Consider the following 26,475-nt stretch of genomic DNA (forward strand, 5'->3'; position numbering starts at 1 on the left):
AGCGCTCCACCTTGCTGGAAGGTAGAGTTCTCCGGAGCAAACTGTCAAGAGGTCGGGCCGGAAGGGGCGGGGCAGTGAGGGTGACGCTGAAGGACATCGCGGACGAGGCCGGGGTCAGCATCATGACGGTCTCGAACGTCGTGAACGGCAAGCGCGCCCGGGTCTCGCCGGACACGATCGAGCGGATCCAGCGGATCGTCACCGAGCGCGGCTACGTGCCGAGCGCGTCGGCCCGCAGTCTCGCGGCCAAGACGTCCCGGATGATCGGCCTGCTGGTGCCGGCCGCCGACGAGGACAGCCTGATGATCAGCCCGCACAACGTGGCGATCCTCGGCCAGATCGAACGTGAACTGCGCAAGAGCGGGTACCACCTGCTGCTGCGCGGCATCGCCGAGCCGAGCGAGGTCGGCGAGGCGTTGAAGTCCTGGAGTCTCGACGGCGCGGTCCTGCTCGGGTTCCTCGACGAGGACCTCGACCGGCTCACCGCCAGCGCCGTCGGCAACGTGTCGCTGCTCGCGATCGACAGCTACTCGACGAACCCGCTGACCACCGGCGTCCGGTCCGACGACTACACCGGCGCACTGCTCGCCGCACGTCACCTGCTCGACCTCGGGCATCGCGAGATCGTCTTCGCAGGCCCGTCGTTCAGCAGCGTCGGCGTCGTCCACCAGCGGTACGACGGATTCCGGGCCGCATTCGCCGAGGTCGGACTGACCTGGACCGAACGGCTCGCCACGGTCGAGACCACCACCCACGCAACGGGTCGCGAGCTAGGTCAGCACCTGCTGACCGATCACCCCGACGCCACGGCGGTCTTCGCCACCGCGGACATCCTGGCGATCGGCCTGATGGAGGGCCTCACCGACAGCGGGTACGACGTACCGGACGATGTCTCCGTCCTCGGCTTCGACAACCTCGACCTGAGCGAATACGTCACCCCGAAACTCACCACCATCGCGCAAGACATCCCCCAAAAAGCCGCCATCGCCGTACGCCGCCTACTCGCCACCATCGAACAAGACGAACACCCCGCCGACGCCGTAACCCTCGACGTCCACCTCATCAAACGCGCCTCAACAGCCCCCACCACCCACTGACGCCACAAGATCGGTTATCCGGCGCTCCGGTCAGACGTGTGGGCGTCCGTGGCGGCATCCGGACACTCGCGACACACCGTGGAGCCCTGGAACCCGACATTTCCCGCCTCCCCCCACCACCTCCTGCCTCCAGCCCCCACCGCCCGCACCACCACCCGCCCGCACCACCACCCGCCCGCACCACCACCCGCCCGCAGCACCGCACCACCACCCGCCCGCAGCACCGCACCACCGCCCGCACCACCGCCCGCCCGCAGCACCGCATGCACCGCACCACCGCCCGCACCGCACCACACCACCGCCCGCACCGCCGCACGCATCGCACCACCGCATGCACCGCCCGGTCCATCCCGACGGCCGGCCCCGAGGTCGAGCGCGACAAGAGCCCTCGCACACGAGGGGATATCCGACGGTGTTTTGGCTTCTCCCTTGGTGTTAGAGGGGAGAACCCACAACACCAGGGGATATCCGTTCTTCTGCTGGACGGGTGGCTGGGTGATCGGGTTGGTGGCGGGACGGCTGCTTGCGGCGGGGTGATGTGCACGCTCGACAGGTAGTGCACCGGCGAGACGGTGTACGCGCGGGCGCGTTCACGCTCAGGTGCACTACCCCACCACCCGACACCTCCTGTCGAGCGTGCACATCACGCCGGGCCGGCACCGCCCCGGAACCCGTCGACCACCCACACCTCAGCCACAAGAGCCGGATATCCCCTCGTTTTGGGGGTTCTCTGGTGGTGTGCGAGGGGAGAACCCTCAACTCGAGGGGATATCCGGGCTTGTGTGCTACGGCAAGCCTGACATGGGACTCGTGAAGTCAGCGGAGCATCAGGACCGCGGCGGTGATGCCTGCGAGCACGATCAGGACGCGGAGCAGGCCGCTCGGCAGCCGGCGGCCGATGTGCGCACCGACGTACCCGCCGGCGACGGACCCGATCGCGAGCAGCACGATCGCGGTCGGGTTCAGGTCGGCGATGAAGACGAAGATGATGCTGGCGACGAGGTTCGCGGCCAGCAGGGACAGGGTTTTGAGCGCGTTCACGACGCGCATCTCGAGGTCCAGGCCGAGGCCGAGCACCGCCATCATCATCACGCCTGCGCCGGCGCCGAAGTACCCGCCGTACACGCCTGTGAGAGCGGCGAAGAACGTCGTCGCCGGAGTCATCGTCGTCCGCGTTTCCTGCGGTTCGGTGTGCCGAGATCGCAGCCACCGGGAGATCCACGGCTGTACGCCGACGATCAGGCAGGTGAACAGGATCAGCCACGGTGCCGCCGCGGCGAACACTCCTGGCGGTAAAGCGAGCAGCAGTACGGCGCCACCGATCGCGCCGATCGCACATGTCAACACGACCGCGATCGTCGTGGGGCGGGAGACCTCGCGCAGCTCGCGGCGGTACCCGAACGAGCCGCTCAGCGCGCCCGGCAGGAGGCCGATCGTGTTCGAGGCGTTCGCCACGACCGGCGGAATCCCGAGCGCGATCAACGCCGGGAAGCTGATCAGCGACGCGACCCCGACGGTGGACGTGAGCACGCCGGCCCCGAGCCCGGCCGCGATGATCGCCAGCTGCTGCGCAACGGTCACGACCTGTCTCGCAGCAGTGCGACGTCGGACACCAGCATCACGTGCTCGTGCATCGCCTGGGCGGCGGCGTCCGGATCACCGGCGGCGATCGCGTCCGCGATCTTCCGGTGGCCGGCGAGCGACTCGCGCGGCCGGCCGGGCTGGGACAACGACTCCAGCCTGGTCTCCCGGATCAGGTCGTGGATGGCGGTCATCATCTGCGCCAGCAACTCCGATCGCGCGGCCGCGGTCACCGCTTCGTGGAACGCCGCGTCACCCTCGACGCCCCGGCCACCTGCCTCGATGTCGCGCTCCATCGTGTCCAACGCCGACCGGATCGCGGTCAGGTCGCCCTCGGTACGACGGGACGCTGCCAGCGCGGCCAGCTTCGATTCGAGCGCGTCACGGGCCTCGATGATCTCGGGCAGCCGGTCGGCGTGCGCGCGGATCGCCTCCATCACCGGCGCGGTCCGGGCCCGCTCGGTGAGCACCGTACCGTCGCCGTGCCGAACCACGACCGCACCGATCACCTCGAGCGCGACCAGCGCCTGGCTCAGCGTCGCGCGACTCACGCCGAGTCGCTGCGCCAGCTCCCGCTCCGGCGGCAGCCGGTCGCCGGGCAGCAGGCCGTTCTCGGTGATCCAGGTGCTGATCTGGTCGGCGACCAGCTCGTACAGGCGGGACCGCGGCACCGGCCGGGGTGGTGCGGGACGAGCGGGCGACTCCATGTAGACACCTTATTGACAGGTGGCCCATTGGGCTATTGGCTAGGCCACCGAACCACCACTGTGATCTGTGCCTCAACCAGCACCGTCCTCCGCCCCGGAAGAAGGACACGTCATGGGACCAGAGTGGGTTGCGATCCTGGCGCTCGTCGCGCTGTTCGTCGTCGGCACGCTGCTGCCGATCAACATGGGTGCCCTCGCGTACGTCGCGGCGTGGCTGGTCGGCGTGTACTCGTTGCACCTGAGCGAGAAGGAGATCCTGGCCGGCGTCAGCGGGGACCTGGTCCTCACGCTGATCGGCGTCACCTATCTGTTCGCGATCGCGAAGAACAACGGCACCGTCGACCTGATCGTCGCCGGCGCGGTCCGGGCCGTCGGCGGCCGGGTCGCGCTGATCCCGTGGGTGATGTTCGCCGTCACCGCCGTACTGACCGCGATCGGCGCCGCCAGCCCGGCCGCGTGCGCGATCATCGGGCCGATCGCGCTCGGCTTCGCCGCGCGGTACAGGATCAACCCGCTGATGATGGGCATGTTCGTCGTCCACGGCGCCCAGGGCGGCGGGTTCTCGCCGATCAGCATCTACGGCACGATCACCAACTCGGTCATGGAGGACGCCAAGCTGCCGTCCAGCGAGCTGACCGTGTTCCTGTCCAGCCTCGTCGTCAACCTGGTGATGGCGACGATCCTGTTCATCGTGCTCGGCGGCCGGAAACTGCTGAACCAGCGTGTGGATGTCATCAGCTCGGACGATCTGCACCACGGAGGCGCCCCCGTCACCGAACGGGGCACCGGCGCGTCGGCCCCGACCGGAACACTCGCTCGCGGAGTACGACGGGACCAACTGCTGACGCTGATCGCCTTCGTCGGCGTGGCCGTGGTGGCGCTCGCGTTCGACAAGAACATCGGGTTCGTCGCGATCACCGCCGCCGTACTGCTCGCGATCCTGTCGCCGACCGAGCACAAGGACGCGATCAAGCAGGTTGCCTGGCCGACGGTTCTGCTGGTCGCGGGGGTCAGCACGTACGCCGCGATTCTGACCGAATCGGGTGCGCCGCAGTTCGTCGGCAACTGGGCCGCCGGGTTGGGCGCGGCCGTGATCGGCGCGCTCGTACTGTGCTACGTCGGCGGTGTCGTGTCGGCGTTCGCGTCGTCGACCGCACTGCTGCCGGTGATCATCCCGATCGCCGTACCGCTGATCGGTCACGGTGGGATCAGCGCCGGCCTCTTCGTCGCGGCGCTGGCGATCGCGTCGACGATCGTCGACGTCAGCCCGTTCTCCACCAACGGTGCGCTGATGCTCGCGAACCGGCCGGACACGATCGAAGAACCCGTGTACTACCAGCAGATTCTCACCTACAGCGTGATCGTGGTCGCGGCCGGCCCGCTGCTCGTCTGGGCCGCGCTAGTGCTCCCCGGCTGGTAACACCCGGCTCAACTCACCGCGAACCACAGCACTCCACCGAGGACGACCTCCACACCGAAGTAGAACCAGGACGGGTAGAAGGCCCGCGGGCGCGGCCCGTACTTCGTTGCGCGCGTCAGGCCCAGCCGCCACGATCCCGAACGGCCGCACCAGCGCCGCGGGCATGGTGATCCCATAGATCCCCATGCCGGCGAAGAACACCGCCGCGACAGCTATTGCAATCATTACAACAAGCTACTGCACAGCATCTGCACGGCGTTCTGTTTACGCAAACAGGACGATCGGCCTGATCATGGCGCTGGTACGGCGTTGGCGTCAAGAGGGCAGCGTTGCCAGATCTGAACTGGTTGCTCAGATCACCGTGCTACAACGTGGAAATGTCTGCAAAACAAGAGATGTAGGAGGTAAACCGGATCAGTCGAAGTTCCAGGGGGCGGGGTCTTGACGCCGGAGCGGTGTGGCGCTCTAATCAGGGCACACATTCTGTTCACGTAAACATTCTTGGCCTTCCGGAGGTAACAATGACCCCGCCCGCCACCCTCTCCCGCCGCGCCGTTCTCGGCGGGGCGCTTGGTCTGGCCGCTGCCGGAGTACTCGGCGCCTGTGGCTCCAACAAGGGAACCGGAGCCGCCGCCAGTGGCGGCGGGAGCAAGGTCTCGCTCAGCCAGTGGTACCACCAGTACGGCGAGAAGGGGACGCAGGAGGCGGCGAAGAAGTACGCCGCCGAGTACACCGACGCGACCGTCCAGATCCAGTGGATCCCCGGCGACTATCCCGCGAAGCTGTCGAGCGGTCTGTCGTCGGGCAACGGACCGGACGCGTTCGAGAGTCACCTCGAGCGGTCCCTGGTCAGCTCGGGACAGGTGGTTCCGCTCGACGACCTGATCGCCGACGTGAAGGACGACTTCGCCGAGGGCGATCTCGCCGCCAACTCGATCGACGGGAACCTGTACTCGATCCCGATGATCAACGACCCGCAGATGCTCTACTACCGCAAGAGCCTGTTCGAGGCGAAGGGCATCAAGCCGCCGGAGACCGTCGACGACTTGGTCTCCGCCGCGAAGGAGCTCACCGGCAAGACGACCAAGGGACTGTTCGCCGGCAACGACGCGAACATCACCGGCGGCGGCCTCTATCCGGCGGCGATCTTCGCGACCGGCGGACGCCTGCTGACCGCGGACCACAAGGTCGGCTTCGAGCCGGCGCAGGTCGCCGAGGTGCTCGTCAAGCTCCGCAAACTCTCCGCGGACAAGAGCCTGCTGCTCGGTGCGCCGACGGACTGGTGGGACCCTTCGGCGATCAACCAGAACCTGTGCGCAATGCAGTGGCTCGGCATGTGGGCGGTGCCCGGTATGTCGACCGCGCTCGGCGAGGACGAGATCGGCGCGTTCCCGTTCCCGGCCGCGACCGGCGGCAAGCCGGCGGTGATCTCGGGCGGCTGGTCGGCGTTCGTCAGCGCGAAGTCCAAGAACATCGACGCCGCGAAGGCCCTGACCAAGTGGCTCTGGGTGGACAAGACCGATCTTCAGGAGGACTGGTCCCTCAGCTACGGGTTCCACATCCCGCCGCGGAAGAGCCTCGCGGCGAAGGCGTCCAAGCTCCAGTCCGGTCCGGCCGCCGAGTCCGTGACGCTCAATACGCAGTACGGCGTACCCGGCAACCCGAACTGGACTCCGGCCATGGACACCGCGCTCAAGGACGCGGTGACCAGGATCGTCGGCAAGGGCGCGGATCCCGAGGCGGAGCTGGCCGGCGCGGTGAAGAAGATCAACACCGAGCTCGACAAGATCTTCGGGTGATGTCGGAGCAGACGACCGCTGCCCCCGGAGTGCGCCCGGTCGGGCGCCTCCGGAGTGCCCGGAAAACGCGCGCGATCCACGGGCAGCGGCGGGCGTTCTGGCTGTTCATCGCGCCGTTCCTGGTCGGGCTCGTCGTCTTCGTCTACTTCCCGATCGCGTGGAGCGCTTTCCTGAGTTTCTTCGACGCGCAGGGCACGGTGACGCCGACCAAGTTCGTTGGCCTGGGCAACTACACGACGATGCTCACCGACAAGGCATTCGTCTCGTCGCTGGTCACGTTCAGCGCGTTCGCCCTGCTGATCGTGCCGACCACGTTCGTGGTGTCGCTGTTCCTGGCGATGCTGGTGAACCGGGTCCGGGTCGCGCGGGCGTTCTTCCGCTCGGTGTTCTTCCTGCCGACCGCGTGCTCGTACGTCGTCGCGTCGCTGATCTGGAAACTGTCGATCTTCAACGGCGTCCGGTTCGGGATGGCGAACACGTTGCTCGGCTGGATCGGCGTGGAACCGATCAGCTGGCTGGCCTCGCTCGATCCGCCCTGGTACTGGCTCGTCATCGTGACCGCGCGGCTGTGGCTACAGGCCGGCTTCTACATGATCCTGTTCCTGGCCGCGCTGCAGAACATCAATCCCGAGCTCTACGAGGCGGCGTACGTCGACGGCGCCAAGCCCGGATGGCAGGTCTTCCGGCACATCACGCTGCCCCTTCTCCGGCCGACCTCGATCTCGGTGCTGCTGCTCTGCCTGATCGCGGCGTACCAGGCCTTCGACGAGTTCTACAACCTGCTCGGCGCGGTCGAGTACGCACGCCCACCACTGGTGTACCTCTACCACCTGGCGCTCGGCAGTCAGCAGAACTTCGGTCTCGGCAGTGCAGGATCCCTGATCCTGGCCGCGATCATCGCCGTCGTCACCGTGCTGCAGGGCAAGATCCTCGGCTTCGGCAAACCGAGCGACTAGGAGATTCCCATGGATGCACATCAGCCGACAGCCGTCGGCTACCGGCGGTCCGTCACCGATCGGATCGCCAACGGCGCCGGACTGACCGTGCTGCTCGTGATGACCTTGCTCTTCCTGATCCCGTTCTACCTGTTGATCAGGAACGGTCTGGCCAGCACCAAGGACATCACCGCCCCGGGCTGGACGTTGTTCCCGCGGGAGGTGCAGTGGCACAACATCGTCGATCTGTTCAACGATCCCGAGGTGCCGATGCTCAGCTCGCTGCGGAACTCGGCGATCGTCGCGGTCCTGACCACGGCCGGCACGCTGCTCGTCTGCTCGCTGGCCGGGTACGCGCTGGCCCGGATCAACCACCCGCACAGCAACAAGATCTTCTACGCGGTGCTCGCGACCTTGATGATCCCGGGCGCAGTCACGTTCGTCCCGAGTTTCGTGATCGTGTCCTGGCTCGGGTGGGTCTCGGACTACCGCGGCCTGATCATCCCGGCCCTGTTCAGCGGCTTCACGGTCTTCCTGTTCCGCCAGTATTTCCTGTCATTTCCGAAGGAGCTCGAGGAGGCGGCCCGGATCGACGGTCTCGGGTACGGCGGCACGTTCTGGCGGATCGTCGTACCGAACTCGGGGAACTTCATCGCGGCGATCGCCGTGATCACGTTCATCCAGAGCTGGAACGCGTTCCTCTGGCCGCTCGTCGTGGCGCAGGACGAGAGCGCGTGGACCGTGCAGGTCACGCTCTCGACGTTCGTCACCGCGCAGACGATCAACATCCCGCAACTGTTCATGGCCGCAGCCGTCTCGATCCTGCCGCTGGTCCTCGTCTTCGTCTTCCTGCAGCGTTATCTCGTGCAGGGCGTCGCCCAGACCGGTCTGAAAGGCTGAACCCCTATGAAACGAAGAGATATCCGGGCGGTCGTGGGTGTCCTGCTCGCCGCAGTCGGTCTGAGCCTGTTGGCGTCGCCGGCCAACTCCGCCGAGCCCGCCGGAAACACCTCGTTCCGCCCCGGCGAACCCTGGCTGGACACCAGCGGCAAGGTCGTTCAGGCCCACGGCGGGCAGGTTGTGCCTTCGCAGGACGAGGACGGCCGGCGCATCTATTACTGGTACGGCGAGGATCGCAGCAACGGCTACTACGACAGCCCGGGTGTGCATCTGTACTCGTCGTACGACCTCTACAACTGGAAGGACCAGGGGCTCGCACTCCGCGCGATGAACTCCCCCGACCAGTTCGAGAACGATCCGTACTTCGCCAAGGTCTACAAGAAGTACACGCCCGCGCAGAAGGACGTCGTGTGGCGCGACCTGTCGACCAACAGCGTCCGTACCGACGGCTGGGCGCGTCCGTCGATCCTCGAGCGCCCGAAGGTGATCTACAACAAGAGCACCGGCAAGTGGGTGATGTGGGTGCATTCCGACGGCCCGTCGTCGCCGACCAGTACGTCGACGTACGCGCGCGCCGAGGCCGGGGTGGCGATCGCCGATTCGCCGAAGGGCCCGTTCCGCTGGATCGACTCGTACCGCCTGAACCGGGTCCCGAGCGACTCGGTGCCGTGGTGCGGTACGTCGTCCGCGTTCGACCCGGCCGGCGGGATGGCGCGGGACATGAACCTGTTCGTGGACGACGACGGTACGGCGTACATCATCTACTCCTCCGAGGAGAACCGGACGATGTACATCTCCAAGCTGAACAGGTCCTACACGTACCTGTCCGCGGCGCCGGAAAACGCTGTACCTGGCAAGGACTTCGTGCGCACCCTCGCCTGCAACCAGCGTGAGGCACCGGCCCTGTTCAAGTCGGAAGGCACCTACTATCTGGTGACGTCGGGAGCCACCGGCTGGGACCCGAACCCGGCGCACTACGCGACCTCGCAGAACGTCCTGGGTCAGTTCACCGACCGCGGCGTCCCGATCACCGGCGCCGGCGCGGCGACCACGTACGGATCGCAGAGCACCAACGTGATCCCGGTCGACCAGAAGCACAGCAAGTTCCTCTTCATGGGCGACCGGTGGACCCCGAACGATCTCGCGAACGCGCCGTACGTCTGGATGCCGATGAGCTTCGGCGAAGGGGGCGCACTCACCATCGGCCCGGACACCGAGTGGACGTTGGGCGACCTCACGCCGTACACCCGTTGGTCCGTCACGAGCGCGATCCCGGACACCATCTGGCTCAACGACACCAGCACACTGCCGGCCAACGTCACCGTGACGACCGCACGCGGCTCGCAGCAGGTCGCCGTCACCTGGGACCCCATCGCGCAGGCTGGGCCAACGACCCTGCGTGGCACGTTGGCGGACGGCAGGACGTTCACGCGCTCGGTCGTGGTCGTGCCACACGGCCTGCGGTACGCCGTGAACGCCGGCGGGACCGCGACGCCCGACTGGACCCGTCTGACGCAGGTCGCGTCGACCGAACAACCGCTGCTCAACTCGACACCGGAACAGCCGCTGGGGACTGATCCCGTGACGGGCACGCAGTGGGGATACACCGGTTCGAGCGCGCCGGCCGGCGCGGGCGACCTCTACACGACGCTGCGGTACGCGAAGAATCACGAGCCGTTGGTGTACACGTTCGAGAACCTCGAGCCGGGCACGTACACGGTCCACGCGGGCTACTACGACCCTTGGCCGTGGGCCAACCGCGCGGCCGAGGTGACCGTCAACGGGTCCGTCGTCGATCAGCAGCGCCTGTTCACCGCGACCGGCGTCGCCGCGTCGTACGGCGGAGTCTCGGTCGGAGCCGACGGCAAGATCACCGTGTCGATCGCGCCCACCCGCTCCCCCGACATCCAGGTCAGCTGGCTGATGATCGCCCGTGACAGCTGACGCCCCGCCTATGCTGATGCCATGTCGAGCGAGGTCAGGGGTGTACGCCGCGGAGTCAAGGGACACCCGAAGACGGGGCCGTCCATCGGCGACGTCGCGCGGCTGGCCGGTGTCTCGTCGCAGACCGTGTCACGCGTGTCCACGGGCTCGGAGCCGGTCAAGGCCGAGACCCGGGAGCGGGTGCTCGACGCGATGCGGCAGTTGGGGTACGCACCGAACCTCGCTGCCCGGGCGCTGCGCCAGGGCAACTTCCGGTCGATCGGTCTGATCGCTCACCAGGTCATCCGCACGGGCGAGTCGAAGACCATCGAGGCGGTCATCGAGGCCGCCCGGCAGGAGGGCTACTCGGTGAGCCTCGTCGACGTCGAGAGTCCGTCGTCGAGCGACGTCAGCGAGGCCGTGCAGCACCTCAGTCACCAGGCGATCGACGGCTTGATCATCATCCGCGCCGAGACCGCGACCCCGGCGGCCTTGGCACTGCCGCCGACCATGCCGGTCGCGGTGTCCGACTCGCGGTTCATCGGACACCATCCGGCGGTCGGCGCCGACCAGGTCGGTGGCAGCCGCGCCGCGGTCCAGCACCTGCTGGATCTCGGGCACACGACCGTCCATCACATCGCGGGGCCGGGCGACTCCGGCCCGGCGGACCTGCGGGCGACCGCGTGGAAACAGACACTGACCAGCGCCGGGCGCGAGGTGCCTGCGCCGTTCGGCGGCGACTGGTCCGCGGACTCCGGCTACCAGATCGGGTGCGACATCGCGAAGCGCGACGACGTGACCGCGGTGTTCGCGGCGAACGACGAGATGGCGGCCGGCCTGATCCATGCGCTGCACGAGGCCGGCCGTGGGGTGCCCGACGACGTGAGCGTGGTCGGGTTCGACGACATCGACCTCGCCGCCCACCTCTGGCCGCCGCTGACGACGGTCCGGCAGGAGTTCCACCAGATCGGCCACGATCTCGTCGAGGTCATCATGCGGCAGCTCGGCGGGCGGGAGCAGCTGACCGGTTACCACGGCACGGTGGCCGCACCGCTGATCGTCCGGCAGAGCACCGCAGCACCCCGCAAGCGTCGCCGTACCCGCCGCTGACTTCGGGTGGACAGTCGCCCGCAGGTCCGGTTACCGTCGTTGATGTTTACGTAAACAAGAGATGAGAGCCCATGCCCGACTTCGCCATCGGTGAGTCCGACTTCGTTCTGGACGGCCGTCCGTTGCAGATCATCTCCGGCGCCCTGCACTACTTCCGGATGCACCCGGACTGCTGGGCGGACCGGATCGAGAAGGCGCGGCTGATGGGGCTCAACACCATCGAGACCTACGTCCCGTGGAACCTGCACAGCCCGCGTCCCGGCGTCTTCGACACCTCCGGAATGCTCGACCTCGGGCGGTTCCTCCGCGAGGTCGCGGCCGCCGGGCTGTACGCGATCGTGCGACCCGGGCCTTACATCTGCGCGGAGCTGGACAACGGCGGACTCCCGGCGTGGCTCTTCCGCGAGAACAGGGCCGGGGTACGCCGCTATGAGCCGGCGTTCATGTCCGCAGTCACGCAGTACCTGCAGGATGTTCTGAAGATCGTGCAGCCGTTGCAGATCGACCAGGGCGGGCCGGTGCTGCTTGTGCAGGTCGAGAACGAGTACGGCGCGTTCGGGGACGACCAGACCTACTTGAAGGCGCTGGCCGAGGTCGTCCGGAACGCCGGCGCGACCGTTCCGCTCGTCACGGTGGATCAGCCGACGGACTCGATGCTCGCCGCCGGCGGGCTGGACGGTGTACTGCGGACGGCGTCATTCGGGTCCCGTGTTACCTCGCGGCTCGAGACGCTGCGGAAGCACCAACCGAACGGGCCCCTGATGTGTATGGAGTTCTGGGACGGGTGGTTCGACTACTGGGGTGGACGTCATCACACGACGAGCGCGGCCGATGCCGCCGCGGAGCTCGATGCGCTGCTCGCGGCCGGGGCGTCGGTGAACATCTACATGTTCCACGGTGGTACGAACTTCGGACTGTCGAGCGGTGCCAACGACAAGGGGGTGTACCGCGCGACCGTGACGTCGTACGACTATGACGCACCGCTCGACGAGGCCGGGAATCCGACCGACAAGTTCCACGCGTTCCGTGAGGTGATCTCGCGGTACGCGCCGGTGCCGGACACCCTGCCGGAGCCGAACCCACCGGCGTCCGAGTTCAGCGTTGCACTGTCCGATCCGGTCGGGCTCCTCCCGGGCTTCGGTGGAACGTGGTCGGAGCATCAGGAACTGCCGACGCTTGATGAGCTGGACGCGCGGCTCGCGATCTTCCGGACCGAGCTGCGTCAGGGCGGGCCGGCGTTGCTGACGTTCGGCGAGGTCCGCGACCGCGTGCAGGTGTTCCTGGACGGTGCGCCGGTCGGCGTCCTGGAACGCGAACGCCACGAGCGCGCGATCATGCTCCCCCACACCCGCGGACGGCTCGAGCTCGTCGTCGAGGACCAGGGCCGGGTCAACTACGGGCCTCGCATCGGCGAGCCCAAGGGCCTCATCGGGCCGGTCCGCCTGGGTGTTGCGGAACTCGCCGGCTGGACCGCCTGCGGGATCGACCTCGACCGGCTTCCACAGCTGTGGACTTCCGCCGGACCGACGCCGTCCGCGCTCGGTATCGGTCCGACCGCGTGGCGCGCGACGTTCGAGACCGACGGCGAGTCCGACCTGTTCCTGCGAACCGATGCCTGGGGCAAGGGTTTCGCCTGGATCAACGGCTTCTGCCTCGGCCGCTACTGGCGCCGCGGCCCCCAGGAAACCCTCTACGTACCAGCGCCTTTGCTGAAACAGGGCACCAACAACCTCGCCGTACTCGAACTAGAACTCCTCGAATCCCCCACAGCAACCTTCACCGCCTCACCACACCTGGGCTACACCGACCTCTAGGCGGCGTGAGACGGCCGTGAAAACCCGCACACGTTGGTGCCGGGGTGATGGTCAGGAGGTCTTGTGGCGGGCGCCGCCTTCGAGGTGGATTGTCTCGCCGGAGATGAAGCCTGCGTGGAGCAGCCACAGCACCGCGTCGACGACGTCGTCGGACTCGCCGTACCTTCCGACGAATGTTCCAGCGGCACTCTTGCTCAGCAGACCGGCCTTGCCGTCTCCCAACCGGTCCCAAGCACCCGAGTCAACAACACCGGGCGAGATGGCGTTGACGCGCACCGGGGCGAGGTCCGCCGCGAGATGGCGCGCGACGTACTCGACCGCACCGTTGGTCACCCCCTTGACCAGCGAGCCTGGTCCCGGCCGCCACCCGACGACCCCGGAGAACAACACGATCGAGCCGTTCGGCCGCAGTACCGGCGCGAAGTGCTTGGCGACCAGCATCGGCCCGATCACCTTCGCCGTGAACGCGGCCACCAACTTGTCGTGATCCAGCTCTACAGCCCGAACATCGTGCGGCGCCGAGCCCGTCGTCACGATGTGGTCGATCCCGTCCGCGAGCCGTGTGGCCGCGGCGGCCATCGTCGTCTCGTCCTGCAGATCGATCCGTACGGCGCTCGCGCCGATCTCCCCCGCCAGCGCCTCGGCGGCGGCCAGATCACGCGCACCGATGACCACGTCGTACCCGTCCTTCACCGCACGCCGCGCGACGGCCGCGCCCAGCGCCCGTGCACCGCCGATGACCAGGATCCGTTCCATTGTCAGTACTCCCTCTCGTAGGATCGGATCTCACGGTATGGATTTGATACCGGTATCTTCAACGGAACTGGGAGCACCCATGGGCAAGGCGTACAACGTGATGGCAGCGACCTGCCCGAGCCGAACCGTCCTGCACCGCATCGGCGCCCGCTGGACCGTCTTCGTCGTCAACGCCCTCGAGGACGGCCCCCGCCGCTTCACCGACCTCAAGGCACACATCCAAGGCATCACCCCGAAGGTCCTGACCGAGACCCTCCGCTCCCTCGAGGTCGACGGCCTGATCAGCCGGCACGAGTACGACGAGAACCCGCCACACGTCGAATACGCCCTGACCCCACTAGGACGCTCCCTCCTCGTCCCCCTCCGCGCCGTACGCCACTGGGCCGAACAACACGTCCCCGAAATCCAAGCCGCCCGCACCCGCCACACCCACGCCGACCCGGTGTGAACGCCCGGTGTGAACGGACCGGTGTGAACGGACGGGCGTGAACGAGACGGGGCCTGAACCTCAAACCGGCGACACGCGACTGGATATCCCCTCGCGTTGAGGGTTCTCCCCTCGCACACCACCAGAGAACCCACAACACCAGTGGATATCCCCCCGCGCGCCAGACCCGACGAGCCAGCGGGCGGCGCGGGAACTCCGAACTGGGCATCGGCTCCACCTTCGTCATCTGGCTGCCCGAACGCTTCCTCGCCAACACCACCCGCCGCTCCCCCGCCCCACCCACCGAAGACCCACTCGGCCCTCGCGGCACGCTCGACAGGTAGTGCACCGGTGAGACGGTGTACGCACGAGCGCGTTTACGCTCAGGTGCACTACCCGGCGACCTGACACATCCTGTCGAGCGTGCACATCACACCAAGCCCCGGAACCCACACATCAGTCCAGAAAGCTGAACGCCTTGCTGAGGTCGGTTTTCGGGGTGTTGCCGTGGAGGGCTTGGTAGAACGGGTGGTTCGGGGTCAGGTCGGTGCGGCGTACCGGGCGGCCGGTGATCGCCGAGGCGTAGAGCGCGGTGACGAACTCCATCGTCGGTCGCGTGCTGGCCAAGGTGGTGTCGTGGGTCCGGCCGGCCAGGAGGTCGTCGATCAGGCGGTTGATCTGCGCGTCGTGGTTGCTCGCCACATCGTCACCCGCCGACGCGGCCCACGGATCGTCTCCCACACTGGACTCGACGTCTGCCTTCCGGACGCCGGGATCGATGCCGAGGGTCGCCGCCTTCGCCGCGTCCGGGGCCGGGTGGAACGTCCAGTCCTGGTCGGAGTAGCCGTAGACGTGGTTCACCTCGAGCGTTCCACCGGCCGTGTCGATTCGGATCCGACTCAGCTCCCGCGGCGACAGCAGGCTGTTGATCACGGTGCCTACCGCGCCGCTCTCGAAGATCACCGATGCCGTCGACACGTCCTCGAACTCGACCGGCCGATCCAGCCGTACGGCGGTGGCGTTGATCGTCCGCCACGGCCCGAGCAGATGCAGCAGCAGGTCGATCTGGTGAATCCCGTGGCCAAGCGTCGGCCCGCCGCCTTCACCGACCCAGGTGCCGCGCCAGTCCGGGTCGAAGTAGCTGAGCGGCCGGAACCACAACGTCTCGCAGACCGCGACCAGCGGACGCCCGAGCGCGCCGCGGCCGAGCAGGTCGGCCGCGCGTAGTGCGCCGGATCCGTGCCGGTGCTGGAAGATCACCCACACCGAGCCTTCGCTCGCCTGCTCGGCCTCCGCGACCGCGTCCATCTCGGCCAGACTCAGCACCGGCGGCTTCTCCAGGAGCACCGACTTGCCGGCGGCGAGGATCTCGATCGCGATCTCGGCATGACTACCGGGCGGCGTTGTCACCGACACCAGATCGGGGTCCTCCGCCGCGAGCAGCTCCGTCACACTCGCGTACGGCGTTGCGCCGTACTTCTCCGCCAGCGTCCGGGCCTTCGCGTCGACGATGTCCGCGACGCCGACGAGCGACGTCCGGCCGGTGTTCGCGTACGCCTCCGCATGCCGGTTGCTGATGTTGCCGCAGCCAACGATCGCGACCTTCACTGTCACTGAGCGGCCCCGCGATAGGCCGCGTTCTGCTGGGCGGTCAACGCCAGCCGCATGGTCTCGAACGTGTGCTCCTGCGGCGTGGCGGTAGTGGTCCGGTCCCGAACATCGCGCAGTACGTCCGAGTAGTAGGTCAGCTCGACGTCCGAGCAGTCGATGTAGTGCATGCCTTCCTTGTCCACCAGGAACAGGTGGTCGCCGCCGTCGCGGCCCGCGATGTCGACGTACTTGCGCATCTCGATGTAACCCTCGGTGCCGAGCACGGTCAGCCGGCCGTCGCCCCACGTCGGCAACCCGTCCGGGGTGTACCAGTCGACCCGGATGTAGCCCTGGGCGTTCCCGCTGCGCAGCAGGACCTCGCCGAAGTCCTGCAGACCCGGCTCGTCGGGGTTGGCGAAGTTCCCGACGGCGCTCGTCACCACCTCGGCGGTCCACGCACCGGTGAACCAGAGGAACTGGTCGATCTGGTGCGAGGCGATGTCGGTCAGAATGCCGCCGTACCGGGCCTTGTCGTAGAACCAGTCCGGGCGGCCGCCGCCACCGGCGAGATGACCGCGATCCCCGATCCGGTGCGGCCCGGTCCCGAGCGTCTGCACGACCGTGCCGATCCGGCCCTCGCGGACCAGTTCACCGGCCTTGACCACGCACTTGACCTCGAACCGCTCGGAGAACGTCACCGACCAGAACCGGCCGCTCTGGTCGACCGCCTTCTCGACGTCCTCCAACTGCTCGAGGGTGACGCACCCGGGCTTGTCGGCGATCACGTCCTTGCCGGCCCGCAACGCCGCGACGGCGATCGGCCCGCGGCGGTCCGGTACGGCGGCGGTCACGATCAGGTCGATCCCGTCCTGCGCGATCAACTCGTCGGGATCCTCGATCACGGGTACGTCGGGATAGCGCTCCCGGACCGTCACCGCGACCGCTGCCGACGGTTCGTCGGTGGCCATCCCGGCGAACGTCGCACCGGCCTCGATCAAGCCGGCGATCTGACCGAAGATATGCGCGTGGTCGAGCCCGACGGCGGCGAACCTGATGGGTTGACTGGAATTCAAGAGGACTCCAATAAAAAGTGATCGATCCACTTCTGGGTTGACAGCTAATCGGAGCCGGGATTTAGTGTCAAGGCCCGGTTCGAGGAGGGGAACGTGGCAGATTCGGCAGTCGATCGGCCGGCGACCATCCACCAGGTGGCCAGTCTCGCCGGCGTATCGCACACGACCGTGTCGCGGTACCTGCAGGACAAGGACAGCCTGAAGCCGAAGACCAGGATCAAGGTCGAGTACGCCGTCAAGGCGCTCGACTACCGCCCCAACCTGGTCGCTCGCTCGATGCGGACGCGGCACACGAACCGGCTCGCGATCGTGCTCGCTTCAGGCGCGCACTTTCCAGGGCGGCTGCTCGCGGCAGCGTCCCGGACGGCGCACGAGGCGGGGTACCAGGTCGAGATCGTCAGCGTCGAGGGCGGGGCCCGCGAGCGTTCGGAACGGATCGACGAGCTGGCCAGATCCGGCCAGGTCGAAGGCATCCTGGCCCTCTCGCCGATCAGCCTCAAGGGCAAGAGCTCGAATCGGGTGCCGATCGTCGAGTACGGCACCTACGACGACAAGTTGCACAGCTTGGCGGAGCTCGCCGACGCCACTGAGATCCGCGAGATCATCGAGTACCTGGTCTCCTTGGGTCACCGGACGTTCCTGCACGTCGCCGGCGCCCAGAACTTCGCCTCGGCACGCAACCGGAAGAGCGTCTACCTCGAGACGATCGAACGCCTCGGACTGCAATCGGTCGGAGTCGTCGACGGCGACTGGTCGGCGCAGTCCGGGTTCGACGCGATCACCGCCCTGCCGTCCGACGGCGGTGTGACCGCGGTCGTGGCAGCCAACGACGTCGTCGCCATGGGTGTGATCCGCGGTGCCCGCTCGCGCGGCTGGCGCGTGCCCGACGACCTCAGCGTCTTCGGCTGGGACGACGAGGAGATGGGCCGGTTCGCGACCCCGTCACTGTCGACCGTGGCAGTCGACCGCGAGGCGCAGGGCCGCCTCGCGGTCCACCAACTCGTCGCCGAGATCCGCGGCGAACCGATCCCGCGACCGACGCTCCCAACCATCAACCGCCTGATCTACCGAGAATCGACCGCCCCACCACCCCGCCGTACGACGACCGAATGAGCGGCCACCGCTGCGGCGAGTTCGGTCCGGGAGCGGACGGACAGCTTTCGGTAGACGCGGGTCAGGTTGGCTTCGACGGTCTTCACCGACAGGAAGAGCTGGGCCGCGGCCTCCTGGTTCGAGGCGCCGGACGCCACCAGGTCGGCAACCTGGCGTTCGGTCTCGGTCAGTAGCGTCGAGGTGCTGTGCAACCCCACTCGGCGGGCGTCGTCGAGGGCTCGCTCCGCCCACCGCGGGATCCCCAGCTCGGTGAACGCGCTCGCCGCGGCGTTGAGCGACTCACTGGCCAGACCCTTGTAGCCGGCGCGCCGCGCGACCTGCCCGAGGGCGAGCCGCGATCGCGCCGCCTCGAACGGACATTCGGCGTCCGCTCGATCGACGACTTCGCGCAACCCGGTCAAGGCCTCCTCGACATCACCACGAGCGGCGGTGAGCAAAGCCTGACAACGATCCGCGGCGACGAGCGCCTCAGGACGGCCTTGCCGCCGAAGCAGCGCGACGGCTGTCGCGACCTCGTCGAGCGCACCGACTTGGAGAGCGGCGTCGGCGTAGTCGACCGGCCAGAGCAATTGCTCGAGGTCGACCACCTCGGTGTCGGCAAAGATCCCGGCGAGCTCACGCAACGGTTCGAGTGCCGCCTGCCAGTTCTTTGCGGAGACTTCGACGAATCCCAGCTGGGCGAGGAATCCGGCCAGCCAGTACGTCAGGCCACTCGATCTCGCCTGCGCTTCCCCGCCCTGCGCGACTTCCCGCGCGTCCGTCAGATCCCCCGCATACGACCTGACCAGTGCACGCCCGATGGCTTCCTGCAGACCGACGCCACCAGCCCACGCGCCCAGCCGATCCGCCTCGTCCAGCGCGGCCTGGGCCTCGCGAATCCTGGAACGCCGAATGAGCGTGAGGATCAAGCAGATGTACAGGCCCGACAACTCGCCGTACCGGCCGGCCTCGATGGTACGGGCGATGCCGTCCCGGGTACGTCGTTCCGCGGTCGGATCGTTCCACGCGGCATGGAACCCGTGGGCCCACGCCCACTGCGCCTCGGACAACTCGCTGGACGAGCTGTCGCCCAGGCGATCGACCTCGGCCAAGGTCTGTTCCGCGTCCCCGAGCGCCCAGAGCCGCTGGATGCTCTGCAGCTGATTCAGGGCAGCGAGTTCGATGTCGGGACGGCCGGCGTCGGCTGCTTCGCGGATCGCCAGGTTGGTGAGCCTGAGCGCGAGCTTCCCGTGCCCCTCCATCCGGTGGTACTCGCCGAGCTCCTGCAGGATCCGCGCGCGAACCTCGCTGCCCGCCGGTGCCAGGCGGAACGCTTCCTCGGTGACCGACCGCGCAGCACCGAGCCCGTCGACCAGCCACGCCTTCCGGACCAGCACCTGGGCCTGTTGCTCGCCGTCGGCCGCCAGCGCCGAGCCGACGTCCAGCGCCCTGCGCGCCGCGAGCAAATCGCCCGCGGCGACGTACGTGTCCACCGCTCGCAGCCAGCGGACGAGGCTGCCCGTCGTGTCCAGGTCCGACGGCGTCGCGCGCGCTGAGCCCTCGAGCAGTTCGCCGGCCAACTGCAAGGCGCCACGGCTCCGGGACACGTCTGCGGCGCGTTCGAGTTCTCCGGCGACTGCCTCGTCCGGCGCGGTGATCGACTTCGAGCGATGGCGTGCCCGCTCGACCGGATCTTCGAGCTTCTCCGCAAGCACCCGGTGCGCTCGACGGCGCTCGGCCGGCGTCGCCTGGTCATAGATCGCAGAAGCCAGGAGCGGATGGGTGAAGTCGACGACCGATCCCGCGCCGACCCGGGCGACATCGGCATCGTCCGCATCCTCAAGCGCCGAGCGAAGCCGAGCCTCCTCGACAGTTCGCTGCAGCTCCGGGACGGTCAGCCGACCCGCCGCGGCCACCAGCAGCAGTACGTCGCGAGACTCCTGCGACAGCAGTACCTCGACCTTCTCGCACAGCAGTCCGACCAGGCTCGGTGGGACGGGGAAGATCGGGTCGTTGCCCTGCTGTGCGCTCCACCGCCACTTCGACAGATCGGACTGCATGGCTTCGGCGATCATCAAAGCCAGGAACGGGTTCCCGCCGCTGGCTCTCGCTATCCCGGCGCTCATCGGCGGAGTCCATCGCTGACCGAGGTGTTTGCGGAGCAGTCGACCGATCGCCCAGTCCGCCAACGGCGCGAGATGGATCTCGTGCCGCGGTTCCGGCAGCGAGCGCAGCAGGTCGGCGCCTGCCTCGGGGTCGGGGCGCATCCCGGCGATCACGCTGACGCGCTGGGCGTCGAGGGTGCGGACTGCGAATGCGAGGCTGCCGGCGCTCGCGTGGTCGAGCCACTGCAGGTCGTCGATCACCAGCGTGACCTGCTCCGCCTCGCTCAGCTGTGTGAGCAGACTCCGGACCGCGAGCGGAACGGCCAGCGCGTCCACCGCACTACCGTCGGGCTCGGCACGCTGCAGAGCAACCGCCAGCGCGCGACGCTGCGGACCCGGGATCCGATCCTCGACGCCCGCCGGACACTGGCTGACCAGTTCCGCCAGACCGGCGAACGGCAGCCCCCGGTCGAACTGGGTCGGCGTCACGGACAGCACCCGTCTCCCCCGGCGTTGCGCGAGCTGGTTCGCGACCTTCAGCAGACTGCTCTTGCCGAGGCCGGGATCACCGACCACCACCGCGCTTCCGCCGCTGTCGAGGACGTCGTTCAGCGCGCGAACCACGTCCTCGCGACCGAACAGCCCGTACGCCGATGCCTCGTCCATCAACACATCATCGGACACCCCTCGCCCCCGATCGAGGGTCGGGCCGCACCTGTTCGAGGGTTTCCCCTCCTGCCCCGCCCGCACCCCCGCCCTAACGTCGCAGACATCCGAAACAACCCGAGGAGGACGCAATGACCGAACCGACCATCGTGCTGATCCACGGAGGCTTCGTCGACGGATCCGGATGGCGCGGCGTGTACGACCGGCTGCGCGCACAGGGTCACCGAGTGGCCGTCGTACAGAACCCGACCCTGACGCTCGAGGGCGACGTGGCCGCGACCAAGCAGGTCCTGGACGAGATCGACGGCCCCGCGGTGCTCGTCGGGCACTCGTACGGCGGTGTCGTGGTCACCGAGACCGGTAGCGACGAACGCGTCGCCGGCCTCGTCTACATCGCCGCCTTCGCCCCCGACAAGGGTGAGTCCGTCAACACCCTGATCGCCGACCCGCCGCCCGGTGCGCCGGTCCCGCCGATCCTGCCGCCCCGCGACGGCTTCCTGTTCCTCGACCGCGACAAGTTCCACGACTCGTTCGCCGGCGATCTACCCGCCGACGAGGCAGCCTTCATGGCCGACTCCCAGGTCCCGTGGGGCGTCGAGGCGCTCGGCGGCGCCGTCACCGAGCCCGGCTGGCGGCAGAAGCCCAGCTGGTACCTCGTCGCCGCCGACGACAAGATGATCCCGCCGCCCGCCCAGCGTCAGATGGCCGAACGCGCCGGCGCCACCACCCGCGAGGTCGCCGGCAGCCACTCCGTCTACGTCTCCCAGCCCCAGGCCGTCGCCGACCTCATCCACACCGCCATCGAGTCCCTCAGCTGATACCGGCGGTCCGAACTCCGACTCCGCGGCACGCTCCGCTTGAACAACGAGATCGACCAGGCAACGTCCTACTAACCCTGTGGTAGGCCGTTGCCGTCGGTGTTCAGGGATTGGGGTTTGAACTTGGTGAGGAAGGCGGTCAGTTCCCCGCCCGGGCGTTGAATGACGGTGCCGCCGTCCTGCCAGATCCCGTCCAGGTGCTGGAACTGGCCCGGCGGGTCGCCTTGGTTGTAGTGGATGTCGTGTACGCCGTGGCCGGTGGTGTACGGCGCGCCGTACACGTACACGCGTTCGCAGCCGAGCAGCCGCTGCTCCAGCAGATCCAATGCGTTGTCGGCCGTGCTGTCGACCCAGCCGAATCTGGGCGACCTCAGGATCGCGTTGACCAACGCGACGAGCGGACTGTAGACAACGCTGAGGCATCCGCCGCTTCCTCGCAGCAACGGTGATCGGACATAGTCGAGGGCACCAGACACAGGCGTGCTGGCCAACTGGTGCCAGCCGTCACTCATGGTCGCGGTCGGTGCGAAGAGATGCGGATTGAGATTTCGTACCTCGCGGTACTGCACCGGCACGCCACTCGGTGTCGACACATCGATCGCGCATTCGTACTCGCCACCGGGAGCCGCGACGTACAGCTTCCCGTGGTACCACGATCCGAAGTCGTTCGGATCCTCACGAGCGAAGCGGATCAGCTGCCCGACCAGCACTCCGTAGCTTGTCAGTGCCATGGACCCATAGTCGCATTGACGCGACATCAGACGGACTCGCGATCGTCGTCGGTCCCGACCGCGTACGCCTGCGCAGCAACGCGCAGCCTCGGAACGCTCTTGGAAACCGAGACGAGCCCTTTCAGGAGGCGGGAGTGGGCCGGGTCGCAGTGAAATGCCCCGGCGGAAGCGATACCTTCTCGCCGCCCGGAAAGACGACTTCGGCCGTGGAGCCGGGCGGTACGTCGACCACGATCTCGAAGCTGCCGCCCTTGATCTCCCACCGCACCTCGACGGTGCCTCGAGGAGATTCGTAGGTGCCTCGTGCCCAAGGGATGTCCGGGTGTGGCAGCGGGGAGATCACGAACGATTCCCACCCGACGGATCCGTCGGCCTGGCGCAGGCCCAGGACGTGGGTGTGCAGGAAATGCACGACGGCACCCTTGCTGTAGTGGTTGAGCGACGCATGCGGGTTCCCGTCGTCGTCGACCCCGTCCCACTCCTCCCAGATCGTCGTGGCGCCGCGGTCCAGCATCCCGAGCCAGGACGGCAGCGTGCGCTGGAAGAGTACGTCGTACGCGACCTCGGCGTACCCATTGTCCGCGAGCACCGGGAGCAGCTCGCCCGTCGACAGGAACCCGGTCCCGAGATGGTTGCCCGCGGCCCGGATCAGCTCGACAAGACGCCGTACGACGGCCTCGCGCAGCGGCTCCTGGACCAGCCCGAACGTGAGCGCACGCACGTAACCTGCCTGGGTGTCGCCGGTCGTCCGACCGGACTCGTCGAGGAACTCCGTACGCCAGGCCGCACGCACCTGATCCGCGATCTCCGCGTAGTTGGCGGCCTCGGCCGAGCGGCCGAGGATGGCGGCGATCCGAGCGAGGGTGGCGCTGGATCGGTAGAGGTAGGCAGTTCCCACTTCGCCCTGGTCCGACTGCTGCCAAGCGGCCCAGCCGGCCGGGTCGCTCAGCGGCGGATCGATCCCCGGCTCGGCCCATTCACCCCAGTGGTAGGTGCCGTCCCAGATGAACCGCTCGTGCGGCAACGGCTGCGCGGAGCGCTCGATCCGAGTCGGATGCTGGTGCTCCCGTGCGGCAGCCAATGCCCACTCCACCCAACGCACCATCGCGTCCCAGTTCTCGGCCAGCACCTCGCGGTCGCCGTACGTCTCGTACAGCTCCATCGGTACGGCGACGATCGCGTCACCCCACCCGGCCGATCCGGTTGACTTCGCCAAGCGGTCCTCGAGGTTGAGTTTGGTACGCCGGCCGTCCGGGGAGAAGTTCGCGATCCGGCCATCGGGCAGCTGATCGTCCCGCACCGAGCGCAACCACTTCCGGCTGAACCCGTGAACGTCGTACAGCCGCGCCGCCGTCGGGGCGAAGATCTGATAGTCACCGGTCCAGCCGATCCGCTCCCGGGTCGGGCAGTCGGTCGGCACGTCCACGGCGTTGCCCCGAAAGCTCCACACCGCCACGTCGTGCAGACGGTTGAGATCGGCGTTGCCGCACTCGAATGTCCCAGTCCGGGCGAGATCCGAGTGCACCACGTGCATCGTCACACTCGCCGGGTCGATCGCCGCGCCGTCGCGCCGCAGTCGCGCGTACTGGAACCCATGCACGGTGTGGCGCGGCTCGAACACCTCACCGTCGCCCGCCGACACGACCTCGTCGCGTTGCACGAACACGATCCGCCGGCCACCGGGCAGAAAGGAGTCCAGATGAGTCGTGGTCAGATCGCCATCGGGCCCGACGAACTCGCCGTAGTCGACGACTGTGCGGGTGCCCGCGGGTCCGAGGTCGGCCAGCGAGATCCAGCCCGAGGCGTTCTGACCGAAGTCCGCGACCCAGGTTCCGGCATCCACCTGCCGCAGCGCGATGGGCGCACGGGACTCGATCCGGCGGACCGCCGGCGCCGGCGACCAGTCGATGCTCGGAGCAACCACCTGATCGACGAGCACCGGACGGACCGCTCCGGTCGGCAGACCGAGGTCGACCGCCTGTCCGTCCATCAGGTCGGCCCGGGTGATCTTCGACTCCGTGCTCGTCCAGGTCCGGTCGCTGCGAACGACCTGTCGCGAGCCGTCGCGGCACCACAGGTGAAGCTCCAGCCGAGCGGCCGTCGTCGTACCCCATCCCGACGGCATCCGAAAACCGCCCGTCTTACCGCGGTACCACCCGTCCGACAGCAGGACCTCGAGCCGATTGCGCCCACGACGTACGGCGTCCGTGACATCCATCGCCTGCGCGTAGAGAGTGCGGTCGTACGACGTGGAGCCGGGAGTCAACTCCGCCGTACCAGCTCGACGGCCGTTGACGAACGCCTCGTAGACACCCAGCGCGGTGCTGTACAGACGAGCTGACATCACCTCCGAGGCCACCTCGAACCGCGTCGAGAGCACGTAGGCGGGCCGATTCCCATACCCAGCATCGACCGTCTCGTCCGGAGAGATCCAGTGAGCCGTCCAGTCCTCGTTGAGAAGTCCGACTTCGAAACTGCTCGGCTCGGACCATTCCGAGAAGCCCTGGTCACCGCGCACCCGGACGCGCCACGTCACTCGTTGAGAGCTCTGAAGCGGCGCCCACGGCCAAGGAACGAACAGATGTTCCGTCGACGTATGCGTGACACGAGCGACCGAGGCGCCGTCAACGGTGCTGTCGAGTTCGTACGCGGACTGGCCGGTGAGCGTTGCCGGAGGTCGCCACGAAAGTCTCGGAGACGGTCCCGACACGGTGAACTGGTCGCCGCCGCTGTCGATCCGCAGTCCGTTCGGGGCTCGGCTCATGTGTTCCTCACTCTGCTGGACAGGCATGCTTCGAAGACTCGGGAGCCGGAGCCTGCCGAGTCGGGTGCTGCAACTGATGTGGAGGTCAGCGCGGAAGCTGACGTGCAGATGCTTTCCGTCGCGCCTGGTGCGGACTGCGCGCTGTGCTGGCGCGGATGATCAGCTGATGCGGCAGGATGGTCGCCGGGGCCGCCGGCTCGCCGTTGAGTTGCAGCATGAGCTGCGCGACGGCTTGTCGCCCGTACTCGGCGTCGTCGACCCTGATGGTCGTGAGCGGCGGCCGGAAGTAGTCCGCCCCGGGCGCATCGTCGAAGCCGGCGACGCTGACGTCTTCTGGAACGCGGCGGCCTGATTCGATGAGCGCGGACACGATCCCCAGCGCCATCTCGTCGTTGGCCGCGAAGATCGCAGTGACCGAGGGATCCTCGGCGAGCCGCCGGCCGGCGTCGTACCCGGACCTTGCGGTCCAGTCACCGGTCAACGGCTCGGGGATCTCCGCGTCGGCCCGCCGCAACGCGCTCTCCCAGCCGGCGAGGCGAAGCTGGCTGGAGATCCAGTTGGGCGGACCCGTGACATGGTGAACCGTCGTGTGGCCGAGCGACAACAGATGATTCACCACATCCGCCGCGGCCTGCGTCGCGTCGGCATGGACGGCAGGACCGTCGTACTCGGGCACCTCGCTGGTAGACACCATCGGCAGCGAGGTATCGAGAGCCCGCAAGGTCTTCGCTGCCGACACCCACGGGGCCATGAAGATCACGCCGTCGCAGCCGGCTCGCGCGAGCCGGTCGATCCCGTCCTGAACGGTGGCCCGATCGAAGGTGGAGAACGTGGCGACGCTGACGCCGAGGTCGAGTTCAGCAGCGGCCTGCTCGACCCCGATCATGACCGAAATGGCGCCTAGGCCCATTTGCCGGCCGGTCAACTGATGCGTGAGTAGTCCCACGCTGAGCCCGCGACCGACGGACAGCGCCCGCGCGATCGGGTCCGGGCGGTAGCCGAGCGACTTGATCACGCGCCGTACCCGGGCCGCCGTCCGCGCATTCACGTTCTCGCCGCCGCGAGCGACCCGGGACGCCGTCTGCCGGGAGACCCCTGCGGCACGCGCGACATCAGTGAGAGTGGCCCGCACCACGGGCGCCGGTTTCTCGGTCAACTCGTCTCCAT

The 26,475-nt window shown here is 67.9% G+C and carries 21 protein-coding genes; 11 read left to right on the forward strand and 10 right to left on the reverse strand.

Going from position 1 to position 26,475, the window contains the following annotated elements:
• Positions 1–74: 74 nt before the first annotated feature.
• Complete coding sequence (locus tag ACWF0M_RS11980) at positions 75–1,097, forward strand: LacI family DNA-binding transcriptional regulator (protein ID WP_452235637.1); 1,023 nt, start codon at positions 75–77, stop codon at positions 1,095–1,097.
• Positions 1,098–1,913: 816 nt separating this feature from the next.
• Here the strand turns inward: ACWF0M_RS11980 and ACWF0M_RS11985 are convergent.
• Positions 1,914–2,678: a sulfite exporter TauE/SafE family protein gene (locus ACWF0M_RS11985; protein WP_452235638.1), complete on the reverse strand. Its 765-nt coding sequence runs from the start codon at positions 2,676–2,678 to the stop codon at positions 1,914–1,916.
• Positions 2,675–3,385: a FadR/GntR family transcriptional regulator gene (locus tag ACWF0M_RS11990; RefSeq protein ID WP_452235639.1), complete on the reverse strand. Its 711-nt coding sequence runs from the start codon at positions 3,383–3,385 to the stop codon at positions 2,675–2,677. The genes ACWF0M_RS11985 and ACWF0M_RS11990 overlap by 4 nt, the downstream gene beginning before the upstream one ends.
• Before the next feature lie 112 nt (positions 3,386–3,497).
• On the opposite strand from ACWF0M_RS11990, the gene ACWF0M_RS11995 reads away from it, so the two are divergent.
• Complete coding sequence (locus tag ACWF0M_RS11995) at positions 3,498–4,805, forward strand: SLC13 family permease (protein ID WP_452235640.1); 1,308 nt, start codon at positions 3,498–3,500, stop codon at positions 4,803–4,805.
• Here ACWF0M_RS11995 and ACWF0M_RS12000 read toward each other — a convergent pair.
• Positions 4,785–5,030, reverse strand: a complete 246-nt coding sequence (locus ACWF0M_RS12000) for a DUF4345 family protein (protein ID WP_452235641.1) — start codon at positions 5,028–5,030, stop codon at positions 4,785–4,787. The genes ACWF0M_RS11995 and ACWF0M_RS12000 overlap by 21 nt on opposite strands.
• 296 nt (positions 5,031–5,326) lie before the next feature.
• Between ACWF0M_RS12000 and ACWF0M_RS12005 the strand changes: the two genes are divergently transcribed.
• From ACWF0M_RS12005 to ACWF0M_RS12030, 6 genes are all read left to right on the forward strand, one after another.
• Positions 5,327–6,604, forward strand: coding sequence for an ABC transporter substrate-binding protein (locus tag ACWF0M_RS12005; RefSeq protein ID WP_452235642.1), 1,278 nt, complete (start codon positions 5,327–5,329; stop codon positions 6,602–6,604).
• On the forward strand, positions 6,604–7,560 hold the full coding sequence (locus ACWF0M_RS12010; protein WP_452235643.1) for a carbohydrate ABC transporter permease: 957 nt from the start codon (positions 6,604–6,606) through the stop codon (positions 7,558–7,560). The genes ACWF0M_RS12005 and ACWF0M_RS12010 overlap by 1 nt, the downstream gene beginning before the upstream one ends.
• Positions 7,561–7,569: 9 nt before the next feature.
• Positions 7,570–8,439 (forward strand): carbohydrate ABC transporter permease, encoded by an 870-nt coding sequence (locus tag ACWF0M_RS12015; RefSeq protein ID WP_452235644.1) that lies wholly within the window; start codon positions 7,570–7,572, stop codon positions 8,437–8,439.
• 6 nt (positions 8,440–8,445) lie between these two features.
• Positions 8,446–10,383, forward strand: coding sequence for a family 43 glycosylhydrolase (locus tag ACWF0M_RS12020; RefSeq protein WP_452235645.1), 1,938 nt, complete (start codon positions 8,446–8,448; stop codon positions 10,381–10,383).
• A 21-nt stretch (positions 10,384–10,404) separates the two neighbouring features.
• Entirely contained in the window at positions 10,405–11,472 is a 1,068-nt protein-coding gene (locus ACWF0M_RS12025; RefSeq protein WP_452235646.1) for a LacI family DNA-binding transcriptional regulator, read from the forward strand.
• Positions 11,473–11,543: 71 nt separating this feature from the next.
• Positions 11,544–13,286: a glycoside hydrolase family 35 protein gene (locus ACWF0M_RS12030; RefSeq protein WP_452235647.1), complete on the forward strand. Its 1,743-nt coding sequence runs from the start codon at positions 11,544–11,546 to the stop codon at positions 13,284–13,286.
• Between the two features lie 51 nt (positions 13,287–13,337).
• On the opposite strand, the gene ACWF0M_RS12035 is transcribed toward ACWF0M_RS12030, so the two are convergent.
• A complete protein-coding gene (locus tag ACWF0M_RS12035) occupies positions 13,338–14,042 on the reverse strand; it encodes an SDR family oxidoreductase (protein WP_452235648.1) in 705 nt (234 codons plus the stop codon).
• A gap of 79 nt (positions 14,043–14,121) precedes the next feature.
• Between ACWF0M_RS12035 and ACWF0M_RS12040 the strand changes: the two genes are divergently transcribed.
• A complete protein-coding gene (locus ACWF0M_RS12040) occupies positions 14,122–14,490 on the forward strand; it encodes a winged helix-turn-helix transcriptional regulator (protein ID WP_452235649.1) in 369 nt (122 codons plus the stop codon).
• Positions 14,491–14,925: 435 nt separating this feature from the next.
• Here ACWF0M_RS12040 and ACWF0M_RS12045 read toward each other — a convergent pair whose 3' ends face one another.
• Positions 14,926–16,083, reverse strand: a complete 1,158-nt coding sequence (locus ACWF0M_RS12045; RefSeq protein WP_452235650.1) for a Gfo/Idh/MocA family protein — start codon at positions 16,081–16,083, stop codon at positions 14,926–14,928.
• On the reverse strand, positions 16,080–17,132 hold the full coding sequence (locus tag ACWF0M_RS12050) for a Gfo/Idh/MocA family protein (RefSeq protein ID WP_452235651.1): 1,053 nt from the start codon (positions 17,130–17,132) through the stop codon (positions 16,080–16,082). Before ACWF0M_RS12050 ends, ACWF0M_RS12045 begins: the two co-directional genes overlap by 4 nt.
• A gap of 93 nt (positions 17,133–17,225) precedes the next feature.
• Here ACWF0M_RS12050 and ACWF0M_RS12055 point away from each other — a divergent pair, with 93 nt between their 5' ends.
• The gene (locus tag ACWF0M_RS12055) at positions 17,226–18,245 is read left to right on the forward strand and encodes a LacI family DNA-binding transcriptional regulator (RefSeq protein ID WP_452235652.1); all 1,020 of its coding nucleotides are present in this window, start codon (positions 17,226–17,228) and stop codon (positions 18,243–18,245) included.
• Here the strand turns inward: ACWF0M_RS12055 and ACWF0M_RS12060 are convergent.
• The gene (locus tag ACWF0M_RS12060) at positions 18,197–20,995 is read right to left on the reverse strand and encodes an ATP-binding protein (RefSeq protein ID WP_452235653.1); all 2,799 of its coding nucleotides are present in this window, start codon (positions 20,993–20,995) and stop codon (positions 18,197–18,199) included. The genes ACWF0M_RS12055 and ACWF0M_RS12060 overlap by 49 nt on opposite strands.
• Before the next feature lie 131 nt (positions 20,996–21,126).
• On the opposite strand from ACWF0M_RS12060, the gene ACWF0M_RS12065 reads away from it, so the two are divergent.
• Positions 21,127–21,813: an alpha/beta fold hydrolase gene (locus tag ACWF0M_RS12065; protein WP_452235654.1), complete on the forward strand. Its 687-nt coding sequence runs from the start codon at positions 21,127–21,129 to the stop codon at positions 21,811–21,813.
• Positions 21,814–21,884: 71 nt separating this feature from the next.
• Here ACWF0M_RS12065 and ACWF0M_RS12070 read toward each other — a convergent pair whose 3' ends face one another.
• The 3 genes from ACWF0M_RS12070 to ACWF0M_RS12080 all read right to left on the reverse strand — a co-directional run bounded on the left by ACWF0M_RS12070 (position 21,885) and on the right by ACWF0M_RS12080 (position 26,464).
• A complete protein-coding gene (locus ACWF0M_RS12070; protein WP_452235655.1) occupies positions 21,885–22,544 on the reverse strand; it encodes a DUF2278 family protein in 660 nt (219 codons plus the stop codon).
• A 121-nt stretch (positions 22,545–22,665) separates the two neighbouring features.
• Positions 22,666–25,335 (reverse strand): family 78 glycoside hydrolase catalytic domain, encoded by a 2,670-nt coding sequence (locus tag ACWF0M_RS12075; RefSeq protein ID WP_452235656.1) that lies wholly within the window; start codon positions 25,333–25,335, stop codon positions 22,666–22,668.
• A 58-nt stretch (positions 25,336–25,393) separates the two neighbouring features.
• Complete coding sequence (locus tag ACWF0M_RS12080; protein ID WP_452235657.1) at positions 25,394–26,464, reverse strand: LacI family DNA-binding transcriptional regulator; 1,071 nt, start codon at positions 26,462–26,464, stop codon at positions 25,394–25,396.
• Between the last annotated feature and the right edge of the window lie 11 nt (positions 26,465–26,475).

The organism is Kribbella sp. NPDC055110 (assembly GCF_053607525.1).